The sequence below is a fragment of the Brevundimonas sp. MEB006b genome (genome assembly GCF_030209705.1).
Taxonomy (GTDB): Bacteria; Pseudomonadota; Alphaproteobacteria; order Caulobacterales; family Caulobacteraceae; genus Brevundimonas.
In genome coordinates this window covers 148,520-172,492 of the sequence record NZ_JARVRL010000005.1, presented here as the reverse complement: position 1 = coordinate 172,492, position 23,973 = coordinate 148,520, and the positions used below count along the sequence as shown (strand labels likewise).

23 protein-coding genes and 1 tRNA gene are annotated in these 23,973 nt (G+C 65.6%); 3 read left to right on the top strand and 21 right to left on the bottom strand.

Annotation, left to right across the window (positions count from 1 at the left end; genetic code table 11):
• Positions 1–41 precede the first annotated feature (41 nt).
• Positions 42–890, bottom strand: coding sequence for a septal ring lytic transglycosylase RlpA family protein (locus QRN13_RS07215; protein ID WP_284877394.1), 849 nt, complete (start codon positions 888–890; stop codon positions 42–44).
• Positions 891–995: 105 nt separating this feature from the next.
• Here QRN13_RS07215 and QRN13_RS07210 point away from each other — a divergent pair.
• A tRNA-Ser gene (locus QRN13_RS07210) sits at positions 996–1,085 on the top strand.
• A gap of 83 nt (positions 1,086–1,168) precedes the next feature.
• Here QRN13_RS07210 and QRN13_RS07205 read toward each other — a convergent pair.
• The gene (locus tag QRN13_RS07205) at positions 1,169–1,714 is read right to left on the bottom strand and encodes a hypothetical protein (RefSeq protein ID WP_284877393.1); all 546 of its coding nucleotides are present in this window, start codon (positions 1,712–1,714) and stop codon (positions 1,169–1,171) included.
• Between the two features lie 46 nt (positions 1,715–1,760).
• Positions 1,761–2,306 carry a DUF2939 domain-containing protein gene (locus QRN13_RS07200; protein ID WP_284877392.1) on the bottom strand — a complete coding sequence of 182 codons (546 nt, stop codon included), beginning with the start codon at positions 2,304–2,306 and terminating at the stop codon, positions 1,761–1,763.
• Positions 2,307–2,478: 172 nt separating this feature from the next.
• Between QRN13_RS07200 and QRN13_RS07195 the strand changes: the two genes are divergently transcribed.
• Complete coding sequence (locus QRN13_RS07195; protein WP_284877391.1) at positions 2,479–3,798, top strand: Hsp70 family protein; 1,320 nt, start codon at positions 2,479–2,481, stop codon at positions 3,796–3,798.
• A gap of 10 nt (positions 3,799–3,808) precedes the next feature.
• Here the strand turns inward: QRN13_RS07195 and QRN13_RS07190 are convergent, their stop codons facing one another.
• The 9 genes from QRN13_RS07190 to QRN13_RS07150 form a co-directional block, all read right to left on the bottom strand.
• Positions 3,809–4,927, bottom strand: coding sequence for an acyl-CoA dehydrogenase family protein (locus QRN13_RS07190; RefSeq protein WP_284877390.1), 1,119 nt, complete (start codon positions 4,925–4,927; stop codon positions 3,809–3,811).
• A 4-nt stretch (positions 4,928–4,931) separates the two neighbouring features.
• Positions 4,932–6,113: an acyl-CoA dehydrogenase family protein gene (locus QRN13_RS07185; protein ID WP_284877389.1), complete on the bottom strand. Its 1,182-nt coding sequence runs from the start codon at positions 6,111–6,113 to the stop codon at positions 4,932–4,934.
• A 131-nt stretch (positions 6,114–6,244) separates the two neighbouring features.
• A complete protein-coding gene (gene rodA, locus QRN13_RS07180; protein ID WP_284877388.1) occupies positions 6,245–7,399 on the bottom strand; it encodes a rod shape-determining protein RodA in 1,155 nt (384 codons plus the stop codon).
• On the bottom strand, positions 7,396–9,426 hold the full coding sequence (gene mrdA, locus QRN13_RS07175) for a penicillin-binding protein 2 (RefSeq protein ID WP_284877386.1): 2,031 nt from the start codon (positions 9,424–9,426) through the stop codon (positions 7,396–7,398). The genes rodA and mrdA overlap by 4 nt, the downstream gene beginning before the upstream one ends.
• Positions 9,423–9,941 carry a hypothetical protein gene (locus QRN13_RS07170; protein ID WP_284877385.1) on the bottom strand — a complete coding sequence of 173 codons (519 nt, stop codon included), beginning with the start codon at positions 9,939–9,941 and terminating at the stop codon, positions 9,423–9,425. The genes mrdA and QRN13_RS07170 overlap by 4 nt, the downstream gene beginning before the upstream one ends.
• Positions 9,938–11,083 (bottom strand): rod shape-determining protein MreC, encoded by a 1,146-nt coding sequence (gene mreC, locus QRN13_RS07165; RefSeq protein ID WP_284877384.1) that lies wholly within the window; start codon positions 11,081–11,083, stop codon positions 9,938–9,940. Before mreC ends, QRN13_RS07170 begins: the two co-directional genes overlap by 4 nt.
• A 151-nt stretch (positions 11,084–11,234) precedes the next feature.
• The gene (locus QRN13_RS07160) at positions 11,235–12,275 is read right to left on the bottom strand and encodes a rod shape-determining protein (protein WP_017504801.1); all 1,041 of its coding nucleotides are present in this window, start codon (positions 12,273–12,275) and stop codon (positions 11,235–11,237) included.
• 220 nt (positions 12,276–12,495) lie between these two features.
• Positions 12,496–12,951, bottom strand: coding sequence for a hemerythrin domain-containing protein (locus tag QRN13_RS07155; protein ID WP_284877383.1), 456 nt, complete (start codon positions 12,949–12,951; stop codon positions 12,496–12,498).
• A gap of 73 nt (positions 12,952–13,024) precedes the next feature.
• Positions 13,025–13,738: a TVP38/TMEM64 family protein gene (locus QRN13_RS07150; RefSeq protein ID WP_199060945.1), complete on the bottom strand. Its 714-nt coding sequence runs from the start codon at positions 13,736–13,738 to the stop codon at positions 13,025–13,027.
• Positions 13,739–13,860: 122 nt separating this feature from the next.
• On the opposite strand from QRN13_RS07150, the gene QRN13_RS07145 reads away from it, so the two are divergent.
• Positions 13,861–15,066, top strand: coding sequence for a pyridoxal phosphate-dependent aminotransferase (locus QRN13_RS07145; RefSeq protein ID WP_284877382.1), 1,206 nt, complete (start codon positions 13,861–13,863; stop codon positions 15,064–15,066).
• A gap of 43 nt (positions 15,067–15,109) precedes the next feature.
• On the opposite strand, the gene QRN13_RS07140 is transcribed toward QRN13_RS07145, so the two are convergent.
• The 9 genes from QRN13_RS07140 to serS all read right to left on the bottom strand — a co-directional run bounded on the left by QRN13_RS07140 (position 15,110) and on the right by serS (position 23,243).
• Entirely contained in the window at positions 15,110–15,385 is a 276-nt protein-coding gene (locus QRN13_RS07140; protein WP_055804960.1) for a hypothetical protein, read from the bottom strand.
• 87 nt (positions 15,386–15,472) lie between these two features.
• Positions 15,473–16,462 carry a protein translocase subunit SecF gene (secF, locus tag QRN13_RS07135; RefSeq protein ID WP_039243629.1) on the bottom strand — a complete coding sequence of 330 codons (990 nt, stop codon included), beginning with the start codon at positions 16,460–16,462 and terminating at the stop codon, positions 15,473–15,475.
• Positions 16,462–18,054: a protein translocase subunit SecD gene (gene secD, locus QRN13_RS07130; RefSeq protein ID WP_066624637.1), complete on the bottom strand. Its 1,593-nt coding sequence runs from the start codon at positions 18,052–18,054 to the stop codon at positions 16,462–16,464. The genes secF and secD overlap by 1 nt, the downstream gene beginning before the upstream one ends.
• Positions 18,055–18,090: 36 nt before the next feature.
• The gene (gene yajC / locus QRN13_RS07125; RefSeq protein ID WP_017504795.1) at positions 18,091–18,402 is read right to left on the bottom strand and encodes a preprotein translocase subunit YajC; all 312 of its coding nucleotides are present in this window, start codon (positions 18,400–18,402) and stop codon (positions 18,091–18,093) included.
• Positions 18,403–18,504: 102 nt separating this feature from the next.
• Positions 18,505–19,581, bottom strand: a complete 1,077-nt coding sequence (locus tag QRN13_RS07120; RefSeq protein WP_284877739.1) for a peptidoglycan DD-metalloendopeptidase family protein — start codon at positions 19,579–19,581, stop codon at positions 18,505–18,507.
• 103 nt (positions 19,582–19,684) lie between these two features.
• A complete protein-coding gene (locus tag QRN13_RS07115; RefSeq protein ID WP_284877381.1) occupies positions 19,685–20,080 on the bottom strand; it encodes an OmpA family protein in 396 nt (131 codons plus the stop codon).
• 38 nt (positions 20,081–20,118) lie between these two features.
• A complete protein-coding gene (locus QRN13_RS07110) occupies positions 20,119–20,763 on the bottom strand; it encodes a protein-L-isoaspartate(D-aspartate) O-methyltransferase (RefSeq protein ID WP_045810751.1) in 645 nt (214 codons plus the stop codon).
• Positions 20,760–21,554, bottom strand: coding sequence for a 5'/3'-nucleotidase SurE (gene surE, locus QRN13_RS07105; protein WP_055753799.1), 795 nt, complete (start codon positions 21,552–21,554; stop codon positions 20,760–20,762). Before surE ends, QRN13_RS07110 begins: the two co-directional genes overlap by 4 nt.
• 138 nt (positions 21,555–21,692) lie before the next feature.
• On the bottom strand, positions 21,693–23,243 hold the full coding sequence (serS, locus tag QRN13_RS07100; protein WP_284877380.1) for a serine--tRNA ligase: 1,551 nt from the start codon (positions 23,241–23,243) through the stop codon (positions 21,693–21,695).
• Between the last annotated feature and the right edge of the window lie 730 nt (positions 23,244–23,973).

The following is a 23,973-nucleotide window of genomic DNA, read 5'->3' as shown; positions in this document are numbered from 1 at the left end:
ATGGCGCGCCGACGCCGCCCGGCGCAAGCCCGCCCGCGCGATCAGCTGCCGGATATCAACAGGGCGCCCGCATAACCCCGCGCCACGACCGACTGACGCGCCGCCTCGGCCGCATTGGCGCTGTCCCACGGCCCCACCACGACGTTGAACCGCCCCGCGCCCCGATCGGCTCGCACCCAGCCGCTCAGGCTGTCGGCGATTCGCCCGGCCTCGACCCGATCCGAGAAACTGCCCGCCTGGACCCAGAAGGTCGTTACCTCCGCAACCGCGACCGGCGCTGGGGCAATAGCGGGCGCGCTGACGAGTGCGCTGGCAGAGACCGCGCCTCGCGGCGTCGGCGCTGACGCCCGCAACAGCGTGCCCCCGCCCTGCTGCGGCGCCCGACCGAGGTAGCGCACGCGCACCCGACCGACGCCCTGCGACAACATCCCCAGTTCGCTCGCCGCCTCGCGCGACAGGTCGATGATCCGGCTGTCCACGAACGGCCCGCGGTCGTTGATCCGCACCACCAGTCGCCGCCCGTTCTCCAGGTTCGTCACCTCGACCAGACCAGGCAGAGGCAGGGTCTTGTGCGCCGCCGTCAAGGCATGCATGTCGAACCGTTCGCCGGTGGAGGTCGGCCGGCCGTTGAAGGCGTCGCCGTACCAGGACGCCATCCCGACCTCCTCATAATCCGGCTGTTCCTTGGGCGTGTACCAGCGCCCGCGCACCTGATAGGGCCGCATCGTCCCCGACACGATCGGCGCAGGGTCCTTGACGACGGGCGGATGGTCCTCGCCGCGCCCGGCGACCGTCCCGCGCACGCCCGCTCCGCCGACGGTGGAACAGGCGGCCAGCAGCGAAAACAGCCCCAGGATCAGCGCGCCGCGCACTCCCTGTCCAAACGTCATCGACCCGCCTCGCAAAAAATACGAAAACAGGATGACCCAAGACATTTCCGCTTTGGTTAATGACCCGTTCGCCTGCTATGGCGTCCGCCTCCGCTGCGGCGGAAAGGAAGTGTGGCCGAGTGGTTTAAGGCACTGGTCTTGAAAACCAGCGACGGTGAGAGCCGTCCGTGGGTTCGAATCCCACCGCTTCCGCCAGCGCTTGATTGTGTTGGCGAAATCGCCCTCGTCGAGGCGCTAAACATCAATCGGCACATACTACCGAATTTGGGAGATCAAACCTAATTGGGCTTTTCAGAGGGTCCTTCAAACCCCTGCTCCTTATACATCGTAGCGATGATCCTTTGAGCTGAGGCGGCAAATAGGCTCCATACGCTCGCTGCAAGCGCTAAGTTAGCAGGTCTGACCCATATCTCGTTCTTGGTGACCACCCCACCTTTAGGCGGTGGAACGAAGCGTCGAAACAACATCGCGGCATCTCCGCCTGGGGTGTGAAAGAATGTCGTATGGCCGTGGGCAAAATAGTGTCGCCCCTCCGACAACTCCTTCAACCGCTCCCAAAGCGGCGCGATATCTGGTCCATAGTTTTCTAACCGGCCAGGCGCTGCAAATATTCGCTCCATCTCTCGGATCCGATTGTCCAAACCGGATGGATGCTGCTTGGCAAGATGCGCATATTCCTCCAGCAGCCAAGCATTCCAAATGATGTCTCCAAATAAGTACTCGATCCTGCCGTAGGCGCTCAGACACACCCCCAAGTCAGCGGTCATGGCCTTGATGGTCGCCGCCCGCGGATCATCATCCGGGATTTCGTCTTGAGCAAACATCGGGGAAAAAGAGGCTTTCAGATTCAGAAAGAGGCTGCTGTCTAGCCTAGTCATCCTTCAGGAGATCAGCGGGTAGATCGATGCGCTTGATCTGCCAGGTGAAGAAACCCTGCCGGCGCATGATCAGATCCATGGGGTCACTATCGGCGGAGTCGATCGTGACCTTGAACGTATCGAGGTCCGTGTAGCCATAGCTCATCTTTGGCTTTTCAGCGGGCGGCGGAGGCGGTGCGGGGTCAGTAGCGGCCTTTGGCTTCTGTCCCTTCACGATGTTCGCCATACCATCTGGGGTGACGTAGGCGTCGATCGCGGTATTCACCATCGCGGGGATCATCATCAAGGCGATCCCGGCGAAAGGATTGCTCTGCATTTCCGGATCAGCCGACATACGCATGTTCATGGCTACGGTAAGCTGGCTCTTGAGGCTGTCCCGAACAGACGGGAAATCCACCAGCCTCTCCAGCTTATCGCGATCACCCTTTTCTGCGGCCGAGCGAAGGCCTTGGAATGCCAAGACGGGTGAAGCAGCGTAAAGCGCCAAGAAGCCGACGGCGACCACAACGGCGCCGGCGATGATGCATTTCCGTTTCATAAAGCGCCCCCCCTGACGCGAAGATGCGCGACCTACGCGAGAAATGCGAGTCGACAACGACGCCCCAAGCGTCCTTGATCCGGCATGCAAGCTGCTGCTCTAGCCTCGCATTAGCCCTTGCTATTGCCCCGTCTGCCGTTAGGAACCCGGCTCCCCTGCCTGGAGCCCTGCCATGACGGCGACGAAACCGATGACGATCGGGATCGATTTCGGCACGACCAATACGGTCGTGGCCCTGACCGATGCGGATGGCCTCGCCCATCTCGTGACCTTTGACGCGGTCGAGGGCCAGACGACCACCTTCCGCTCGGCGCTCAGTTTCCAGACCCATCCGGGCGTGGACGGCCAGCCGCCCGAGCGCGTGGTCGAGGCCGGGCCTTGGGCCATCGCCGCCTATGTCGAGGACCCGCTGGAGACCCGCTTCATCCAGTCGTTCAAGACCTTCGCCGCCAGCGCCGCCTTCACCGAGACCCGGATCGACAACAAGCGCTACGCCTTCGAGGATCTGCTGGCCGCCTTCCTCTTGCGCCTGCGCCACCATGCCGGCGACGTTCTGACGGATGCCCCGCCCGCCGTCATCGTCGGCCGTCCCGTCACCTTTGCGGGCGGCAATCCGGATGAGACCCTGGCCCTGTCGCGCTATCAGACGGCGTTCCAGCGGCTGGGTTTCACCGACATCCGATATGCGCACGAGCCGGTCGGCGCCGCCTTCTATTTCGCACGCCAGCTGAAGGCGGACGCGACGGTCCTGGTCGCCGACTTCGGCGGCGGCACCAGCGACTTCTCCATCATCCGGTTCGAACATACGCCCGACGGCCTGCGTTCGACGCCGCTGGCGCGCTCGGGCGTCGGCGTGGCGGGCGACGCCTTCGACTACCGGATCATCGACCAGCTGGTCTCGCCCGAACTCGGCAAGGGCGGGCTGTACAGTTCGGTCGGCAAACAACTGCCTATTCCCCAGCGGTATTATTCCGCCTTCGCCCGCTGGGATCAGCTGGCCCTGCTGCGCGCATCACGCGACATGCGCGACATCCGCGCCCTGGCCCGCACCGCGCTGGAGCCGGAGAAGATCGAGCGCCTGATCGAGGTGCTGGACGACAATCACGGCCATGACTTGTACCGCGCCGTCTCCACGCTGAAGATGGCCCTGTCGGCCGACGACCAGGCGACCTTCCTGTTCCAGGCCGGCGGCGTCCATATCGAAAAGCCGGTCGCCCGCGCCGATTTCGAACGCTGGATCGCGCCGGAACTTACCGCCATCGAAGGGGCGGTGGATCAGGCGATGGCCCGCAGCGGCCTGGCGCCCGACGCCATCGACCGCGTCTTCCTGACCGGCGGCACCTCCTTCGTGCCGGCCGTGCGGGCGCTGTTCCAACACCGCTTCGGCGCCGAGCGGATCGAGACGGGCGGCGAGTTCGAATCCATCGCCGCCGGCTTGGCCCTGATCGGGCGCGAAGCGGATCTGGATTTGTGGAGCGAAAAGGCGGTCTAGAATCCCGACCCTAGAACCCTTGCGCCCGCGCCACCCGTTCGGCGTGGAAACTGGCGTCGCCCAGCAGTTCGTTCAGCACCCGCACTCGCTTCATGAACAGGCCGACGTCGAATTCATCGGTCATGCCGACGCCGCCATGCATCTGAACCGCCTCCTGCACCGCCAGCTCGGCGACCCGCCCTGCCTTGGCCTTAGCGATGGACGCCGCCAGCGACGCATCCTCGCGCCCCTCGTCGATGGCGATCTGGGCGCCGATCGTCGCCGCCCGCGCCAACTCCAGCTCCGAGAACAGATGCGCGGCCCTGTGTTGCAGCGCCTGGAACTCGCCGATCAGCTTGCCGAACTGTTTGCGGGTCCGCAGATAGTCCATCGTCGTCTTGAACGCCTGATCGCCGGCCCCCGTCAGGCTGGAAGCCGCACAGGCCCGCCCCAGGTTCAGCGCGCCGTCCAGCAGCGCCTCCCCGCCCCCGACCGCGCCGATCACCGCATCGGCGTCGACCGCCACATCAGTCAGCGTGATCCGCGCGGCATTATGCGCATCCACCATCACCGTGCGCTCGATATCGACGCCCGCCGTCGCCGGATCGACCAGGAACAGCGTCGTGCCCTCCTCAGTCGTCGCTGCGACGATCAGGGCGTCCGCCACATGGCCGTCCAGCACAAAGGCCTTGGCGCCGTTCAGCTTGAAGCCGTTGCCCGCGCGCTCGGCCCGCGTGGTGATCCGGGAAGGCGCATGCTTGGCGCCCTCGTCCACCGCCAGCGAAAGGATCGCCTCGCCAGCCGCGATCCTGGGCAGCCAGGCCTGCTGCGCCTGCGATCCGCCGTCGATCAGCACCTTGGCCGCCAGAATCGACGATCCCAGATACGGCGACGGCGTCAGGGTGCGGCCCAAGCTCTCGGCGATCACCCCGGCCTCGACCGCGCCCAACCCCATGCCGCCCAGCGCTTCGGGAATGATGACGCCGGCGAAGCCCATCTCGCCAAAGGCCCGCCACAGGTCGCGCGACACCCCGTCGTCGTCATGCTCGTCCCGCAGCTTTCTCAGATGGGCGATGGGCGCCTGTTCGTTCAGGAAGCCGTCGGCGGCGTCCTGCAACATCGTCTGTTCTTCGGTCAGGATCAGCGGCATCGTCTCACGCTCCCGGCAGTTGCAGCAGGTGTTTGGCGATGATGTTCAGCTGAACCTCGCTGGTGCCACCCTCGATGGAATTGGCCTTGGTCCGCAGCCAGTCGCGCGCGGTCTTGCCGTCGTTCGACCGCTCGCCCTCCCATTCCAGCGCATCGGCCCCGCCCGCCGCCATCAGCAGTTCATGGCGCCGCTTGTTCAGCTCGGAGCCATAGTATTTCAGCATGGAGGCGATGGCCGGATGCGCCTGTTTGGCCTTCACCTGATCGCCGGCCCGCTCCATCGCCAGACGGAAGGCGGCGGCGTCGATCTCCAGGTCCGCGATCCGGGCGCGCAGCATCGGCTCGTCCAGACGCCCAGCTTCGTCGGCGCCGATGGCGTCCAGCGCCACCTGCCCCACCGGCCGCCCGCCGCCGACCTCGCCCATCGCGCCGATCATGGTCCGCTCGTGCGCCAACAAATATTTGGCCACGTCCCAGCCTCGATTCAGCGTCCCGACCAGATTTTCCTTCTCCACCCGGACATCGTCGAAGAAGGTCTCGCAGAAGGGCGACTTGCCTGAAATCAGGGTGATCGGCCGCGTCGTCACGCCCGGTGTCTTCATGTCGAACAGCACGAAGCTGATGCCCAGATGTTTGGGCGCCTCGGGGTCTGTGCGCACGAGGCAGAAGATCCAGTCGGCCTTGTCGGCGTAGGAGGTCCAGATCTTCTGACCGTTGACGATCCAGTGGTCGCCCCGATCTTCCGCCCGCGTCTGAATGGACGCCAGATCCGACCCTGCGCCCGGCTCGGAATAGCCCTGGCACCAGCGGATCTCGCCGCGCACGATCTCCGGCAGAAAGCGCTTCTTCTGCTCCTCGGTCCCAAAGGTCAGCAGCGCCGGACCCAGCATCCAGACGCCGAAACTGGCCAGGGCCGGCTGGGCCTTGATGCGTCGCAGTTCGGAGGCCAGCACCTTGGCCTGCTCGCGGTTCAGCCCGCCGCCGCCGTATTCCGCCGGCCATTCCGGCGCCGTCCAGCCCCGCGCGCCCATCCGCTCCAGCCACAGCTTGTGCGCAGGGGTCTTGAAGGTGGGGTTTCGCCCGCCCCAGATCATCTCGTCGTCGGCCATCGGACCGCGACACTCGGCCGGGCAGTTCGCCTCCAGCCAGGCGCGCGTCTCGGCGCGGAATTGCTCCAGATCGATCATTCCTCGTCTCCCATAGCGTGCGTCGCTGACCGGCCGAAGCCGATGCGAGACATCGTTGGGACTGACCTTATCCAGGAAATCCCCGCCTTAGAAAGCGAAACCTGAATGCCGATCACTTAGCTGACGTAACGTCAGATCAGGCCGTGACCCTTGGGCAGTTCGGCATAGCGGTGAACCCGCGTCGCCATCACCAGACCGAAGCCGATCATGACGGTCAGCATGACGGTGCCGCCGTAGGACAAGAGCGGCATCGGCACGCCCACGACCGGCGCCAGCCCCATCACCATCGCCCCGTTGATCAGTACATAGAGCGCGAATGTCGCCGTCACGCCCGAGGCCGCCAATCGCCCGAAGTGACTGTGCGACAGCGACGCGATCCTCAGCGAGATCAGAATGATTGCGGCATAGGAGGCCAGAAGCGTGAAGGTGCCCACAAAGCCGAACTCCTCGGCGAAGGCGGCGAAGATGAAGTCGGTCTGGCGTTCTGGCAGGAACTCCAGCTGGCTCTGGCTGCCCAGGCCGAACCCGCGCCCCAGCGGTCCGCCCGACCCCATGGCGATCTTGGACTGCACGATCTGATAGCCCTTGTCCGACATGTCGGCCTCTGGGTTCAGGAAGGTGAGCACCCGGTGACGCTGATAGTCGTGCATGCCGAACATCACATAGGGCGGCACCACCACGGCGGCGGCGATGATCAGCGGCAGGATGATCCGCCAGCTCAGCCCGGCGACGAACATGATCGCCGCCCCCGTCAAACCGATCAGCATGGCCGATCCCAGGTCCGGCTGGTGCGCGACCAGCAGGAACGGCAAGCCGATGATCCCGACCGGGAAGATCAGCTTCCAATGGAAGCTCGCCTCCTTGGCTGAGGCGCCGTGATACCAGCGCGCCAAGGCCAGCACGACACCGATCTTCATGATCTCGGACGGCTGGATGCGGGTGAAGCCGAGGTCCAGCCATCGGGTGGCGCCCAAGGCTGTATAGCCCAGCGGCGTCTCCACCAGCGCCAGCATGAACAGCGCCATCCCATAGATGGGATAGGCCAGGGCGAACCAATATCGGATGCTGATCAGCGAAAGCATCAGCATCAGCGCCAGACACAGGCCGAACCGGATCAGATGTTTCATCGCCCAGGGCGACCAGGATCCGCCGGCCACCGAATACAGCATCAGGGCGCCGGTGCCGGACACCACGCACAGCAAGGCCGTCAGCCGCCAGTCGATCTGGCCCAGCTTGGTCGAGACGCGTTCGCGCTCGCCAGGACGTGAAAGGGCCGACGCGGTCAACGGCCGGGCTCGGACAGATAGGGTCGCGGACCGCTGGTCGCAGCCGGCGCAGGGCGACTCGGTTGCGGCGGGGCCACGACATCGGGCTCGGGCGCGGCGCCGACGACGCCGTCCTCGACGATGGCGTCGCCGGTCGGTTCGGGCGGCAGCGGCCGTTCGATGCGGGCCCGCATGTCCGGGTCCTTGAGCAGAACGGTACGCATCACTTCACGCGCACGCGGCGCGCCGGCGGTCGCCCCGCCCTTGCCCCCGTGTTCGACGATGATGGCGACCGCATATCGCGGCGCATCCACCGGCGCGAAGGCCACGAACAGGTTGTGGTCCTTCAGCGCCCAGATATTGCTCTTGCGCGAGCCGGAGCCATAGTTCCGGACTTGCGCTGTGCCGGTCTTGCCGGCCATCTGTATGTCGCCCAGGCCCAACTGGCTCTGGCGATAGGCGGTGCCGGATCGGTCATTGGCCACGGCGATCATGCCCTGGCGCACATATTCGACGTGGGCCGGATCGAACGGTAGGTCCGGGGCCTCGGCGCCGCTGGGCTGTTCGACGCCGCCGATGGACTTGATCAGGCGCGGCTGAAGCTGCTTTTTCCCGTTCGCCAACCGCGAGGTCATGACCGCCAGCTGCAGGGCGTTCACCGTGATCGCTCCCTGCCCGATAGCCACAGAGGTCGTCTCCCCCGGATGCCAGACCGGATCGCGCGGGAAGGTTCGCGCCTTCCATTCCGTGGACGGCAACAGGCCTTTGCGCTGGTTGCCGACGCCGATGTCGAACTCGTGCTCGAAGCCCAGCGCCAGCCCCGCCTTGCGGATGTTGTCCACGCCCGCGCGGTTGCACATGGCGTAGAAATAGACGTCGCAAGAGTTCTTGATCGCGTCGTGCATATTCTGGGTGCCATGCCGACCCCAGCATCGCTGCGTTCGGTTGCCGGTCCGATACGAACCCGAGCAGAACACCGTCAGCTTCGGATCGACGCCGGCTTCCAACAGAGCCAGCGCCGTCGTCGGTTTGAAGGTCGATCCCGGCGGGAAGGTGCCGTTCAGCGTCTTGTCCAGCAGCGGTTTGCGCTCATAGTCGGCCAGGGCGCGATAAGTCTTGCTCGGCACGCCGCCGACGAAAAGGTTCGGATCGAACGATGGCGCAGACATCATGCAAAGGATGTCGCCGTTTCGCACATCCATGACCACACAGGCGCCCGACTCGTCGCCAAACACTTCCAGAGCCCGGTTCTGAACATCGGCGTCCAGTGTCAGGATGACTTCCTTGCCCGGCACGGCCGGCCGCGACCCGCCGATGTCCTCAGCGACAACGCGGCCTCGTGCATCGACCTCGACACGATTGCCGCCCGGCTCTCCGCGCAGCGACGTATCCAGAGCCTTTTCCACGCCCTGGCGGCCGATGCGGAAGCTGGGGTTGAACAACAGGGCGGGCGGCTGCTCGCCCTTGTCACGGATCGCCTTGACGTCGCGATCGGACACCTTGGCCACATAGCCAATGACGTGGGCGAACGATCCGCCGAAAGGGTAATAGCGCGCCTCGTTCATATCGACCATCACGCCGGGCAGTTCGTTGGCGTACTGATTGACCTTGGCGAACTCCTCCCAGGTCAGGTCGCTCTTGACCGGCACCGGGTTGAACTTGGAAGCCGCATTGACGTCGCGGATGATCGCGCGACGGCGCTCCAGCGTGTCGGGCAGCAGCCGTCCCAAAAGGTCCAGGGTCTGGTCCAGATCCTTGGTCTCGTCGCGCACCACCAGCACACGGAAGCTGGGGCGGTTGCCGGCGATGACGACGCCGTTGCGGTCCTTGATCAGGCCGCGCGGCGGCGGGACCATGCGGAAGTTGAACTGGTTCTGCGACGACAGGGTCGCATATTCCTGAGCCTGCACGACCTGAAGCTGGCCCAGCCGTCCAATCAGCGCGGTGATCCCCAGCGCCGTCGCCCCGCCCAGCACGAAGGTGCGCCGCAGGAAGGACCCCTGACGCTCATTCACATCGGCAAAGAAGATGGAGGGCTCGCCGCTCATCGGAACCGAATATCTCCGTCGTCGAATCGCTCAAGCATCCAGTTGGCGATCGGAAACAGCAGCAGCGTCGGCACGACCTGTCCGACCAGTGGCAGGATCGCCGGCGCGTTCGCCGCCCGCATCGTCACCACCAGATAGGCCAGAAAAAAGGCGCCCAGCGTGCAGGCGGCATAGGCTCCGAACCGGATCAGCGCCTCATGCCCCGCCAGCAGATTGCGCGAGAGCAGCACCGTTCCATAGACGCCCATCAGGCACAGCGCCCACAGACCCAGCGGCGTATTCCAAAACAGATCGAGGAAAAGGCCGATCAAAAACAGCACCGCCGGCGCCAGCATCGACGGCCGGATCAAGGGCCAGGCGAAGGCCAGGATCATCGGAATGACCGGCTCGGGCAGATGCAGACCGAACAGCTGGAGCGGCGTTCCCAGAACGACCGTCGCGGCGAGGACGAGCAGGGCCGGATAGACGATCCACTGAAGAGGTCCGACAACGCGAACCGCGACGGGCCGTCTCACGCCGCGCCTCCCGGAGCGGGCGCCGGCGCAGGGCTGGGCGCAACCGGCGCAGGCGACGGGGTCGAAGCCGCAGGCCTCGGAGACGTCACGGCCGGACGGGCCGCAGTCGGCGCAGCGGCGGGCGCAGGCGTTGGCGCTGGCGTCGCCGCCGCAGCACGCGCCCGTTCAGCTTGAGCCTGCTGCGCCGCCGCACGACGGGCGGCGGCGTCACGGATCGCCCCGACCTCGGCCGCGCTCGGCTCCGGCGCAGTCGTCAGGCCTGCAAGCGGCGGCGCATTCAAGGCGTTCGGGCTGACCAGCTGTCCAAAGCTCTGGAACAACAGCACGCGAACATAGTCGATCGCGCCGTGATCGCTGAACAGCTTGACCCGCCAGGCGCCGTCCACGCCCTTGGCGGCCACCCCGACTGGCAGACCGCGCGGCAGACCACCGCCGTCACCTGAACTCAGGATACGGTCACCCGCCTTGATCGAACCGGATCCGCGAATGAATTCCAGACGCGGGCTGTCGCCGCCGTCTCCGGTCAGCATGGCGCGCGCATCGGTGCGCTCGATCATCACAGGGGTGCGCGACGCCACATCCGTCAGCAGCACGACACGGCTGACGCCGCCCGTCACGCCCGTTACCCGACCAACCAGTCCGTGTTCCGTCACGACCGGATTGCCGATCCGCACGCCCTTGGCCGAACCGACGTCGATCAGCTTGGCATTCGAGAAGGGACCGCGCGATTCCGAAATCGCTCGCCCCGTGGCCATGGGCACCGGCGGCTCGGTACGCAGACCTAGCAGGGCCTCATAGCGGCCGTTGATGTTCTTTTGAGCGATCGCCTCGTCGCGCCAGCCGCGCAGTTCGGCGATCTCGGCCTTCAGGCGGCGGTTCTCGCCGATGGCGAAGAAATAGCCGCCGACATAGTCGCGCGCGGCCCCCGCCCAACGCACCGGCGCGGCGAAGACCCCGCCCACTGGCCCGGCCGCCGCTTCGAAACCGCCGCGCGCCACGCCCATGGTCGAGCCGCCCTCGGACGTGGTCCGATCGCCCAGCAACAGGACGATCGCGCCGATGACGGCCACGACGACGACGACCGCGGCGGTCCACGCCAGCGGCACCTTGATGTTTTCAAAAGGGCCGTCGCGAAACGCCACGGGCGACCTTCCACTCAAAGGGGTTGGAATCGGCAGGACGCCCCCTGCCGCTGAGCCTGCCTATCGCAAAATCAAGGCCGGAATGGAACCGTGATCACGCAGGCCTGACAAGGATTTGCAGCCAAGCTTTCACCCGGCCGCAACGGACGGATCAAAGCGCGGAGTCGAGCACGCCCTTCATCCAGCGCGGGTGCTCCAGCACCCGTCCGCAGCCGATGGCCACGCACGACAGCGGATCGTCGGCGACAGAGACCGGCAGGCCGGTGTGATCGCGTATCTCGACATCCAGGCCGCGCAGCAGGGCGCCGCCGCCCGTCAGCATGATGCCCTTGTCGGCGATGTCGGCGGCCAGTTCCGGCGGGGTGGCTTCCAGCGCGACCTTCACAGCTTCGATGATCTGGGTGACCGGCTCGGCCAAGGCTTCCGCCGCCTGACGCTCCGAAATGCGCACCTCGCGCGGCACGCCCTGCATCAGGTCGCGGCCCTTGACCTCGATCGACAGGCCTTCGCCGTCGGCCGGGATGCGGGCGGTGCCGATGTCCTTCTTGATGCGTTCGGCGGTCGTTTCGCCGATCAGCAGGTTATGGTTGCGGCGCATGTAGCTGATGATGCTGTCGTCCATCTTGTCGCCGCCGACGCGGACCGAACGCGAATAGACGATGCCCGACAGCGACAGGACGGCGACTTCGGTCGTACCGCCGCCGATGTCGACGACCATCGAGCCGGTCGGCTCGTGGATCGGCAGGCCGGCGCCGATCGCGGCGGCCATGGGCTCGTCGATCAGGCCCACGCGGCGCGCCGACGCGTTCAGGCAGCTGTCGTTGATCGCACGACGCTCGACCGCCGTGGCGCCCGAGGGCACGCAGACGATGATTTTGGGGTTCACGAAGCCCTTGCGGTTATGAACCTTGCGGATGAAGTGCTTGATCATCTCTTCGGCGACTTCGAAGTCGGCGATGACGCCGTCACGCATGGGGCGGATCGCCTCCATGTGGCCCGGCGTGCGGCCCAGCATCTGCTTGGCCTCGATCCCCACGGCGTGAACGACCTTGCGCCCCCCGACGTTTCTCAGCGCCACGACCGACGGCTCGTTCAGGACGATGCCCTTGCCCTTCATGTAGATCAGGGTGTTGGCGGTGCCCAGGTCCATCGCGATGTCGTTGGAGATCGCGCCGAAAAGGGAGAAGCTCATGGGAATCGATACCGTTGTTAGCTGGCAGGGCGTCTAGATGTCTCAGTCGACCTGGCGACGCCCCAACTGCCCTGACATCCCCACGCCGGACAGTTCCTGATCGTCTTCGCCACGCCTACTAGCGGCGGGTTTGCCCGTATGAAACCGGGAATACAAGCCCCGATGACAGTGTCGTCATATGGAGAGGGCTATCGAGGCACGACGCCTGTGGACGCCAGCTTCAGGATGTCGGCCTGAGGTCGCGCTTCGGAACGACGGCCAGGGCGTCCGCCGCCTCCATCGTGGGATACAGCGTGTCCTCCTCGCGGGCGACCCGATGCGCCAAGGCGCCGATCAACCCCTTGGTTACAGAGGCGAAACGCTCCCGATCCCTCAGAATGCGGGCCTGTGACCACTCTTCGAAATAGTGCGCCCAAACGCCGCTCAGAGCCCCCATGTCCTCAACATAGTGCTGCGCGAGGTCGCGAACCGAATGATCTTGGGACCGCATCAGTACGGGATAAAGTTCGCCGTCCTCGATCGCCAAATGCTCGGTCAGAGCCGTATTCAGCGCACGCATCAGTTCACGGGCGCGGATCGCATCGTCCGACGTTTTCATAATGGCGGCGGTCCCGCCCAGGGCGCTGGCCAGTCGAATGATCCGGCCGTGCTGCGTCTTCAGAATACGGACATCCATGGCGACGCCTCCAAAGCAACACCATGCAACCTCTGGGTGAACGCAATCTAAATAGCAGGCTAAGCAAATTCCCTCAGTCGCCGCGCGCGATCTCGCGCCGCTTGACCAGTTCACGCACCAACAGCATCAGCGCCAGCCAGGCCAGCGCCACGCCAGCCAGTATGGCCGAGGTCCAGATGCCGTCGCCGCTGACCGCCGTCATGAAGGATCCGCCGAAGAAGGCGACCAGCGCGGTCTTCGGCAATACCCCCAGCGCGCACCCCGCCAGAAAGCCCGGGAATGACGCCCTCGCCGCCCCAAACGCCATGTTGACGACGATGAACGGCGCAGACGGCACGTTGCGGATCATGAAGCTGGCGTAGAAGGCGTTCTTGCCGACGAACCGCGTCAGCCGTCCGACCGTCTTGCCGCCGTGCCGCGCCAGCAGCCGCGCCGTGGGTCCGCGTCCCAGCCAATAGGTCACGCCCGCAGACACGACCGTCGCGATCCAGCTGTAGAGGAAGCCGAACCACGGTCCGAACGCCACGACGCAGGCAGCGATCAGGATAAACTGCGGCGCGCCGAAGAAGGCTGAAACCGTAAACACCACAATGGCGGCGACCAGCCCCCAAGGTCCCTGACGGAATCCGGCAAGCCAGTCTTCCAGCCGCCCCTCGGCCTCCAGCCCCAACTGGCTCTTGCCCACAGCGAACAGGGCGATCATCGCGCCCAGCAGCAGGGCCGTCGCCAGCACGGCGCGCCAGCGACGCGCCTCCATGTTCGACAGGAAATCGATGATCCAGCGCATCAGAGCCGCCGCTTATCATCCCATCTCTGCATTAGCGAGCATCAGCGCATTGTCCCGAGGGGCGACGCCGCGTAAACAACCCCGCCTCCCCGGCAAAAACTTCCAAAACCACGGGATAGTTCATGTCCAGCCTGCAATCTTCCGCCCTCGCCCGCGTCAAGCCCTCGGCCACCATCGCCGTCACCGCGCAGGCCCGGAAGCTGAAAGCCGAAGGCCGCGACGTGATCGGCCTGGGCGCCGGTGAGCCGGACTTCGATACGCCTGAAAACATCAAACAGGCGGCGATCGACGCGATCAGCCGCGGCGAGACCAAATACACCGACGCGGACGGCATGCCCGAGCTGAAGGCGGCCATCGTCGCCAAGTTCAAGCGCGAGAACGATCTCGACTATACAGTCGCCAACATCCACGTCGCGCCGGGCGGCAAGCCCGTCATCTTCAACGCCCTGGTCGCGACGCTGAACCCCGGCGACGAAGTCATCGTGCCTGCGCCCTACTGGGTCAGCTATCCCGACATGGTGCTGCTGGCCGGCGGCGAGCCCGTCACCGTGATCGGCGAGGAGAAGGACGGCTTCAAGTTGCTGCCCGCTGTGCTGGAAGCCGCGATCACGCCCCGCACCAAGTGGCTGATCCTGAACAGCCCGTCCAACCCCACCGGCGCCGCCTACACCCGCGCCGAGCTTGAAGCCTTGGCCGAGGTCCTGCGTCGTCACGCCCACGTGTGGGTGCTGACCGACGACATGTACGAGCACCTCGTCTATGGCGACTTCGAATACACCACCATCGCCCAGGTGGCGCCGGACCTGATCGACCGCACCCTGACGGTCAACGGCGTATCCAAGGCCTACGCCATGACCGGCTGGCGCATCGGCTACGCCGGCGGGCCCAAGCCTCTGATCGACCTGATGCGCAAGGTGGCCAGCCAGACCACGTCCAACCCGTCCAGCATCAGCCAGTGGGCGGCCGTCGAGGCGCTGAACGGCCCGCAGGACTTCATCCCTAAGCGCAAGGCCGCTTTCGAAAAGCGCCGCGATCTCGTCGTGTCGATGCTCAACCAAGCGGCTGGGATCACCTGCGCCACGCCCGAAGGCGCGTTCTACGTCTATCCGTCCATCGCCGGACTTATCGGCAAGACGACCGAGACGGGTGTCGCCATCGATGGCGATTCCACCTTTGCCGCGGAACTGCTGAACGCCGAGGGCGTCGCCGTGGTCCAGGGCGAGGCTTTCGGCCTGAGCCCCTATTTCCGCATCAGCTACGCCACCTCGGACGCCGTGCTGGAAGAAGCCTGCACCCGCATCCAGCGCTTCACGGCCTCGCTGCGCTGATCGACGCAGGGCGGAGGTTCAGGCCTCCGCCCGCCATCCGGCCCTACTTGCTGGGCTGCATATAAACCACGCGGCAATCGCCATCGATGGTGGTGTAGCGGTTGTTCGACGCGTCGACGAACGAGATCCGGCCGCCGTCGTCATATTCGACCTTGCCGGTCGAGCGTCCCTTGAAGTTCTCCACTCCATAGGTCCAGCAGGTGATGTCCGCCGGCTTGTCGCCCCAGGTGGCGTCGTTGCGCGCCCGCTTGCTGTCGGTGCAGGCGGACATTCCGCCGGTCAGGGCGAGGGCAACGGCGGTATAGACGAGCGCTTTCATAGGCTCAGCCTTGCACGGACGCCGTCCAAGGAAAAGGGCCGCCCCGGCGATGCCGGGACGGCCCAACTTTCGACGATGGCGCTCGACCTATGGCCGGCTGGCCATGCCCAACTTCACCGGCTTGGCGTCGTCGGCCAGGGCGCCGCGCTTGACGCCCCACAGAAGGATGATCGGCGCGCCGACATAGATCGACGAATAGGTGCCGATGATGATGCCGAACATCAAAGCGATGGAGAAGCCGAACAGGGCCTCGCCGCCGAAGATGGCCAGGGCCGCCAGCACCATGACGGCGGTCACGCCGGTGATGATGGTCCGCGACAGGGTCTCGTTCAGCGACAGGTCGATCACGTCGCGCAGCGGCATGGTCTTGTATTTGCGCAGGTTCTCCCGAAGACGGTCGAACACGACGACGGTGTCGTTCATCGAATATCCGATCACGGTCAGGACGGCGGCGACCATGTTCAGGCTGAACTCCAGCTTGAACAGCACGATCAACCCGAACGTCAGGATCACGTCGTGAAGCAGGCCGACCACGGCGCCGAAACCGAACTGCGGCTCGAACCGGAACCAGATGTAGAGGAACATCAGGCCGATCGCGACGCCCAGAGCCAACAGGCCCGAGGTGAACAGCTCGCCCGACACCTTGGAGCCGACGACGCTGACGCCCGAATAGTTGACCTGACCGACCGCGCCGCTGATGGCGCCCTCGACCTGATTGACGACCTGGGTCTGATCGCGGCCTTCCGGCACCTGGAAGCGAAGAATGGCGGTCGAGCCGTCATCGACATTGGTGTCGCGGCGCGCGATGCCCTGGACCTGAACGTCGCCCAGGTTCAGGCCGTTCACGGCCTCGCGAACCCGATCCAGCTCGATCGTCTGACCCGCCGGCTTGGACACTTCCATCGAGGCGCCGCCCCGGAAGTCGATGCCCATGTTCAGGCCGGGATAGAAGCAAGACACGATCGCCGCGACGCACAGGATCACCGACAGAACGCCGGCGAACCGCGCATATTTGACGAAGTGGAAGTTCGTCTTCTGCGGCAGCAGTTTGATGAGGGGCCATCCACGCATCGCCATCACTCCGCGATCGGCAGTTTTTTGGGCTTGGCCGTCTTGAGCCAGTAGCCGAGCAGGACCTGGGCGACCAGGACCGACGAGAAGACCGAGGTGAACACACCGATGGTCAGGGTCCAGGCGAACCCGCGAACAGGGCCTTCGCCGAACACGAACATGATGCCCGCCGCGACCAGGGTGGTCAGGTTGGCGTCGATGATGGTGCCCATGGCCTTGTTGAAGCCGGCGTCCATAGAGGCGATGACGCTGCGGCCCGCCCGGGCCTCGTCACGCATACGCTCATAGATCAGCACGTTGGCGTCCACCGCGACCGCGAAGGTCAGGATCAGACCGGCGATGCCTGGCAAGGTCAGCGTCGCCTGAGTCAACGACATGGCCGCCACGATCAGCACGCCGTTCAGCACCAGGCCGACCACCGAAACGCCGCCGAACAGCAGGCCATAGGCCAGGATCATGAACAGCACGATGATGGCGAAGCCGACGGCGGTCGACAGGGCGCCTGCGGCGACCGCGTCCGCACCCAGTTCAGCCGTCACGGTGCGGCGCTCCTCGACGTTCAGCGGCGCCGGCAGGGCGCCCCCGTTCAGCAGGTTCACCAGCGTCGCCGCTTCTTGGATCGAGAAGTTGCCTGTGATCTGACCCGAGCCCGAGGTGATCGCGCTCTGGATCGTCGGGGCCGAAATGACCTTGCCGTCCAGGATGATGGCGAAGGGCTTCTGCAGATTGGCGGCGGTGGCCTCGCCGAAGCGCCGCGCGCCGGCGCCGTCGAAGCGGAAGTCGATGGCCGGGCGGCCGCTCTGGTCCGAACCGACGCCGGCGCGGGTCAGGTTCTCGCCCGACACCAGCACGCGCTTCTTGACCAGATAGGGCGTGCCGTCCTCGCCTTGCAGCAGTTCGGAATCAGGCGGCACACGGCCGGCCAGGGCGTCCTGAACCGAGTTCTCGACATCGACCATCTGGAAGGTCAGCTGCGCCGTCTGGCCGATGACTTCTTCCAGCTTGCTCGGATCGCTCTCGCCCGGCGCCTGGACCACGATCCGGTCGGCGCCCTGGCGGGTGATGGAGGGTTCGCGCGTGCCCAGGCTGTCGATCCGGCGGCGCACGACCTCGATCGACTGGTCCACGGCCGTCGCGCCCATGCCGTTCAGCGCGGCGTCGGTATAGGCGAAGCGGATGCGGTTATCGCCCAGGCGCGTCGCGGTGCGTTCCGCCTGGCCGCCCGGTCCGACCTGACCGCCCAGTTGCTGCAGCGCCTTGAACGCGGCATCGCCCTGGGCCGGATTGGCCAGGGTGACGACCACGCCGCCGGCTTCACGCTGGAAGCCGTTGGTGGCGACGCCCGCACTGTTCAGCGTGACCCGAACGTCTTCGATCAGGTTGGTGACGCGCTTTTCGCGCATCGCAGGCACATCGACTTCCAGCAGCAGATACGAACCGCCCTGAAGGTCCAGCCCCAGGTTCAGCTTGTTCTTGGGCATGAAGCCGGGCAGCGCTTCGCGCTGCTGATCCGACAACAGGTTTGGGAACGCCAGCAGACAGCCGAGAACGGCCGCGACGACGACGAGAATGACTTTCCAGCGCGACAGCTGAATCATGAGGGCGGTCCAGGTATCGGCGGATACGCGAGCGTATCAGGCCTTGGAATCGTTGGCGGCGATGGCGGTGCGGTTGCGCACCTCGGCGATCATGGCCTTGACCACGCGCACATTGACGCTGGGCGCGATCTCGACATTGACCTCGGCCTCTTCGACGCGGGTGACCTTGCCGATCATGCCGCTACCCAGGACGACGGTGTCGCCACGCTTGACGGCGGCGATGGCGGTCGCGTGCTCCTTGGCGCGCTTCTGCTGCGGACGGATCAGCAGGAAGTAGAACAGGATGAAAATACCGATGATGGGCGCAAAGCCGATCAACTGCGCCGTCAAGCCGCCTTCAGCGCCCATGGGTCGTCTCCGAACATAGAAGGGTAGCCCTCGTCGGCCCCCCATTAAAACGAGGCGCGGAACCTAGGGCCGCGCCTCGCAGATTGCAACGCGGCGAAAGCGCTACCTGGGCAACACTGTCAAAGGATCGACGGCGACCGGATCGTCGCCGCGCATCTGACGGGTCTCGAAGTGGATCGAGGGGCGTCCGTCGCCGGCCGTCAGACCCACGGTGCCGATCTGCTGGCCCGCGCGCACGTCGTCCCCATCCTTGACCGTCGCCGAACCCAGATGGCCATAGACCGTGCGCCAGCCGTTGGCGTGCACGATCAGCACCGTCAGCCCTTGCCCCACCAGATCGCTGCCGACATAGGCCACGCGCCCGGCCGCAGAGGCGCTGACCGTCGCGCCGGCCGAGGCGCCGATGTTGATGCCGTTGTTCCGCTCGCCCATGCCGACCGGGCCGAAACGCCGCACGATATCTCCGCGTACTGGCCACAGCAGGTTCGGCTGACCGGCAGCGGCGCCGGCGGCGTTAGTCTGTTCGACAGGCCGCGTCTGGACCGGAAGCGCCGCATTGCCCGAGGGCGGCGGCGGGGGCGGCGGCACGGCGCCGTTGTTGGGCACCAGCACGCCGACGGGCGAGGCGCCGGTCGCGTAAGGATCGCGGCCGGTATCCACCGCCGCTTCAGGCAGTATGATTCGCTGGCCGGTCGTGATCGCCCCGCGCGGCCCCAGTCCGTTCAGATCGATCAGCGTCTGCACCGGCGTCTGGAAGCGGCGTCCCACGCCCGAGATCGTGTCGCCCGGTTGGATCACATAGGCCGCGCCCGGACGCACCGGGGCCGACGACGACGGATAGGACGGCGTGTAGGCGGGCGGCTGCAACGCCGGAGGCTGATAGGTCGGTTGGCTCGGACCGACGTTGACCGTCGGCGGCAAGGCTCCGCCGTCCACCTGCCCGATCGGCGCCGTCGCGGGCGGCGGCGATTCATAAGGGGCGGGACGATAGGGCTGGTTCGGATTCTGACCGGCGTTCGGATAGGCCGGCTGCTGCGGATAGGCGCCCTGCCCCGGACCATAGGCCGGCGCCGGGTTCGCATGCGTCGAATAGCGCGGCTCCGAAGGATAGCTGATGCATGCCGCCGTGCTCAACGCCGCCCCCGCGACCAGAACCGCTCTCATCCAGCCCGAAATCATCGCCACCGGCTGCTCCCATTCGTGGTTAAACTCGCCCGCCCGGTGTGCCCGCTCGCGCCTCATAAGCCAACCCCGCAATCATCGCGGAATTGGGGCGCGAAGGTTAACGGAGCCAGTTCATATCGACGACAAGACGGCGGTTGAGAGGCTCTCGAGTGTAATCTGGCGTGGGCTTCGCAAGAGCAATCCCGCCCGATCGCATCGTTATCAAAGCGGGGTCTGCTCCAAGATTGACCAACTCACTGGCCATGGACTGCGCTCTTCGCATCGCGAGCTCTTCGCTGAACTCACGGTTTTCGGCCGTGTCCAAATACGCAGTGATGATGATTTCATAGCGCCCATCGCCTGCATAGCGCATCACGTCGCGAGCCGTCCGATAGCCAAGCGGCGAAAGCTCGGATCTCCCATAATCAAAATAGTCGAGAAACTGATGCGCTGACGCGACGGAAGGGACCGCTAGTGCGCAGAGAGCCGTCGATAGCAAGATAGCGCGGTTCATATCCACACGATGCGTCTGGCGATGCCTTTCTGCAACCCCTAGCCCTCCTTGGCCGTCCCCTCGACCAAGGGAACGAAACGCACTTCAGTCAGGCTCTCGCGGTGGAACGACCCGTCGCCCTGCCCGACGTAGCGATGCAGCATCTGCACCGACGTGCGTCCCACAGGCGCGACCAGCACCCCGTTCGGTTTCAGCTGTTTCAGCAGTTCGGTCGGCTCGGTCGGCGACGCGGCCGTGACCATGATCCGGTCGAACGGAGCCTGTTCGGCCCAACCCAGGCCGCCGTCGCCGTGCTTGGTGATGACGTTCTCGATCTTCAGCACCCGCAGTCGCGCTTCGGCCTCGACCAGAAGGCTGCGATACCGCTCCACCGAATAGACATAGCGCGCCAGCCGGCTCAGAACCGCGCACTGATACCCGCTGCCGGTTCCGATCTCCAGCACCCGATGCCGCGCCTGCACCTCCAGCGCCTGGGTCATCAGGCCGACGATATAGGGCTGGCTGATCGTCTGGGCGCAGTCGATCGGCAGGGCCTGATCCTCCCACGCCTGATCCAGGAACTTCTCGTGCACGAAGACCGCTCGGTCGATGCTCTCCATCGCCTTCAGCACGCGCGGGTCCGTGACCCCCTGCTGCCGCAGCGACAGGATCAGCCGCCCGGCCCGGTCGTCGTGCAGATTCATGCGGCGGTCGCCACGCTCTTTGGCGGCGCCCCGCCCAGCACCTTCTTCAGGTCATGCACGCTCGTCATGTGCGTCAGGTCGATATGCAGCGGTGTGACCGAGATCCGCCCCTCCTCGATGGCCCGCAGGTCCGTGCCCTCGGCATGTTCCTGCTTTTGTCCTCGGAAACTCATCCAGTAATAGTCCCGTCCGCGCAGGTCGGTGCGCCGCACCGCGTGCATCTCGCCGACGTTGCGGAAGCCCTGGGTCGTCACCTCGACCTGATCGACCGCTTCGGGCGGACGGTTGGGGAAGTTCAGGTTCATCACCACGCCCGGCGCCCATTTCTGGTCCAGCAGGCGGCTGATGATCGCAGGCGCGAAGGCCTCAGCCGTCTCCCAGTGCGCCACCACCTCGTCGTGAAACCGCTCCAGGCTCTGGCTCAGGGCGATGGAGCGGATGCCGAACGCCATCCCCTGCAAGGCGCCCGCCACCGTGCCGGAATAGCTGACGTCCTCGCCGATATTGTGCCCGCGATTGACGCCCGACAGCACCAAATCGGGCTTTTCCGGCATCAGGTCATTGACCGCCAGGACGACACAGTCGGTCGGCGTGCCCGTCACCGCGAACCGCTTTTCGCCCAGGTTCAGCACCCGCAGCGGTTCGGTCAGGGTGATCCCGCGCCCCTTGCCCGACTGTTCGACGGCGGGCGCGCACACCCACACGTCGTCGCTCAGCGTGCGCGCGATCCGCTCAAGGCATTCCAGACCTTCGGCCTCGATGCCGTCGTCGTTGGTCAGGAGAATTCGCACTCTAAACTCCGCTCATCCCCGCGAAGGCGGGGACCCAGTTCTGTCGCTCGGCAGTGCGTCGGATCAAGGGCGCGCAACCATCTTCCGATGGGCGCCCAAAGCACTGGGTCCCCGCCTTCGCGGGGATGAGCGGAAAATTCATTGACCACCCACGAACTGCAGACCGCCCATATAGGGTTGCAACACCTTCGGCACGGCGATCCGCCCGTCGTCCTGCTGATAGTTTTCCATGATCGCCACCAGCGTGCGGCCGACCGCCAGGCCCGAGCCGTTCAGCGTATGGACGAACTCCGTCTTCTTCTCGCCGGCGCGCTTGAACCGCGCATCCATGCGCCGCGCCTGGAAGTCGCCGCAGTTCGAGCAGCTGCTGATCTCGCGATAGGTTCCCTGGCTGGGCAGCCAGACCTCCAGGTCGAAAGTCTTCTGCGCCGAAAAGCCCATGTCGCCCTTGCACAGCAGCATCCGCCGGAACGGCAGCTCCAGCGCCTTCAGCACGGCTTCCGCACAGGCCGTCATCCGCTCGTGCTCGGCGTCTGAATCCTCCGGCCGCGCGATGGACACCATCTCGACCTTGGAGAACTGGTGCTGGCGGATCAGCCCGCGCGTATCGCGCCCCGCCGACCCCGCCTCGGCCCGGAAGCACGGCGTCAACGCCGTCATCCGCATCGGCGTGGCGAGGTCGTCCTCAGACAGGATGGTCTCGCGCACGAGATTGGTCAGGGAGACTTCGGCGGTGGGGATGGCGAACATCCGACGGACACTTGTCCGGTCAGCACCTTCGAGGGCGCCGACGATCTCATCAAGTATCGCGACTGCACGGTCAGAGCTCTCCTTCCACTCCTGATCAAGTCCCGCAACAGCCTTACGCAGTCCATCAACGTCAGCGCCGGAAGGGAATTCGATAAGCTGATCCACTTCATGAAGCAGATGTTGGATGCGATCCCGCTCAGTCGATTGGGCGCTCCCCCACAACAGTTGCTTTTTTGCGAGTCCCTCAAGTTTGGCTCGTTCGCTTGTCACCTCGAACAAATCTTCTTCGAACTTCGGCAACTGCCCCGTACCGAACATCGCCTCGTCCCGCACCAGCAGCGGCGGGTTCACCTCCAGATACCCGTGCTGGTCCGTCTGCATATCGAGCATGAACTGACCCACGGCCCGCTCCAGCCGCGCCAACTGCCCCTTCAGCACCGCGAACCGCGCGCCCGACATCTTGGCCGCCGCCTCGAAGTCCAGCATCTCCAGGGCCTCGCCCAGGTCGGCGTGGTCCTTGGCCGGACCGGTGCGACGCGGCTCGCCCCAGGTCGAGACCTCGACATTGCCCGCCTCGTCCTCGCCGTCCGGCACATCCTCGGCCGCCAGGTTCTTCTGCGCCGCCAGCAGGTCGCGCAGCTCCTTGCCGACGCGCGCCTCAACCTCGGCCGCTGCCGCGATGTCGCCCTTCAGCGCCTCGACCTCGGCCTTCAGCCGGTCGGCCTCGGCCATGTCCTTGCGTCCCATGGCGGCGCCGATCAGCTTGGAGGCCGCATTGCGCTTGGCCAGGGCATCCTGCCCCGTCGTCTGGGCGTGACGCAGTTCGCCATCCAGCCGCAGGATGTCCGCCACCAGCCCGTCGGCCTCATCCACCCCGCGCGACGACCAGCCCGCCACGTAAACCTGGGGGTTCTCGCGAATGGCTCTGATGTCGTGCATGGTCTGAAACTTCGGCTGGGCGGGAGAAGCCGAACGCTCTACCCGCCCACGCGGAATCGGGCAACGCGAGAAGCTTAATGTCTCCTCCCCATGCAATGGGGAGGGGGACCGCAAAGCGGTGGAGGGGTTCTTGACGTCCCACAGACGCCTGCGATGTGCTGAAGAGCCCCTCCGTCACGGCGCGGAGGCGCGCCGCGCCACCTCCCCATGAAATGGGGAGGAGACGATGCTCAGCCATCGCAATGCCGCTGGTCCGTTGTCAGCGAATCCAATCGCTTGCCGAAATATCTGCCCCTTCTCCCGTCCACGGGGTCAAACGGCCGCATAATACATCCGTCTCGTCGCATGGAGGGCTCGCCTGGCCTGCGACCTTGCGGCGGCGAGAGCGGAGGGAACGGGGGCGATGGTGAAATCCCATCGCGGCGCCGGGGCTGATCGGTCGGGGAATCGCCCCGGCGTCCGCAGTCGCGTCGCAGGGTCGAGGGGGATACTCGGCCGCACCGGGGATCGGGGATCGCTGCTCCGACCCGCCCGTCGCAGGCTTATGGGGTTAGGCGATAAGACCGCCACCGCTCGGCGCCCCGAGCTTGCAGGCCAACCACCCGCGAGGAGCGTCATACCCTTCGTCGAAACGGTAATCACATCACAGAACTCCGGGCGAAGGCCCGGCGCTCCGCCCAGCCCTCCAAACTTCGCTGCGATCGCGCGAGGGCGGTTTCGCACGCCCAAA

Coding starts and splice junctions, on each gene's coding strand:
- QRN13_RS07215 (WP_284877394.1), bottom strand. CDS start 890: ATGACGTTTGGACAGGGAGTGCGCGGCGCGCTGATCCTGGGGCTGTTT.
- QRN13_RS07205 (WP_284877393.1), bottom strand. CDS start 1,714: ATGTTTGCTCAAGACGAAATCCCGGATGATGATCCGCGGGCGGCGACC.
- QRN13_RS07200 (WP_284877392.1), bottom strand. CDS start 2,306: ATGAAACGGAAATGCATCATCGCCGGCGCCGTTGTGGTCGCCGTCGGC.
- QRN13_RS07195 (WP_284877391.1), top strand. CDS start 2,479: ATGACGGCGACGAAACCGATGACGATCGGGATCGATTTCGGCACGACC.
- QRN13_RS07190 (WP_284877390.1), bottom strand. CDS start 4,927: ATGCCGCTGATCCTGACCGAAGAACAGACGATGTTGCAGGACGCCGCC.
- QRN13_RS07185 (WP_284877389.1), bottom strand. CDS start 6,113: ATGATCGATCTGGAGCAATTCCGCGCCGAGACGCGCGCCTGGCTGGAG.
- mrdA (WP_284877386.1), bottom strand. CDS start 9,426: ATGAGCGGCGAGCCCTCCATCTTCTTTGCCGATGTGAATGAGCGTCAG.
- QRN13_RS07160 (WP_017504801.1), bottom strand. CDS start 12,275: ATGAGCTTCTCCCTTTTCGGCGCGATCTCCAACGACATCGCGATGGAC.
- QRN13_RS07155 (WP_284877383.1), bottom strand. CDS start 12,951: ATGGATGTCCGTATTCTGAAGACGCAGCACGGCCGGATCATTCGACTG.
- QRN13_RS07150 (WP_199060945.1), bottom strand. CDS start 13,738: ATGCGCTGGATCATCGATTTCCTGTCGAACATGGAGGCGCGTCGCTGG.
- QRN13_RS07145 (WP_284877382.1), top strand. CDS start 13,861: ATGTCCAGCCTGCAATCTTCCGCCCTCGCCCGCGTCAAGCCCTCGGCC.
- QRN13_RS07140 (WP_055804960.1), bottom strand. CDS start 15,385: ATGAAAGCGCTCGTCTATACCGCCGTTGCCCTCGCCCTGACCGGCGGA.
- secF (WP_039243629.1), bottom strand. CDS start 16,462: ATGGCGATGCGTGGATGGCCCCTCATCAAACTGCTGCCGCAGAAGACG.
- secD (WP_066624637.1), bottom strand. CDS start 18,054: ATGATTCAGCTGTCGCGCTGGAAAGTCATTCTCGTCGTCGTCGCGGCC.
- yajC (WP_017504795.1), bottom strand. CDS start 18,402: ATGGGCGCTGAAGGCGGCTTGACGGCGCAGTTGATCGGCTTTGCGCCC.
- QRN13_RS07120 (WP_284877739.1), bottom strand. CDS start 19,581: ATGATTTCGGGCTGGATGAGAGCGGTTCTGGTCGCGGGGGCGGCGTTG.
- QRN13_RS07115 (WP_284877381.1), bottom strand. CDS start 20,080: ATGAACCGCGCTATCTTGCTATCGACGGCTCTCTGCGCACTAGCGGTC.
- QRN13_RS07110 (WP_045810751.1), bottom strand. CDS start 20,763: ATGAATCTGCACGACGACCGGGCCGGGCGGCTGATCCTGTCGCTGCGG.
- serS (WP_284877380.1), bottom strand. CDS start 23,243: ATGCACGACATCAGAGCCATTCGCGAGAACCCCCAGGTTTACGTGGCG.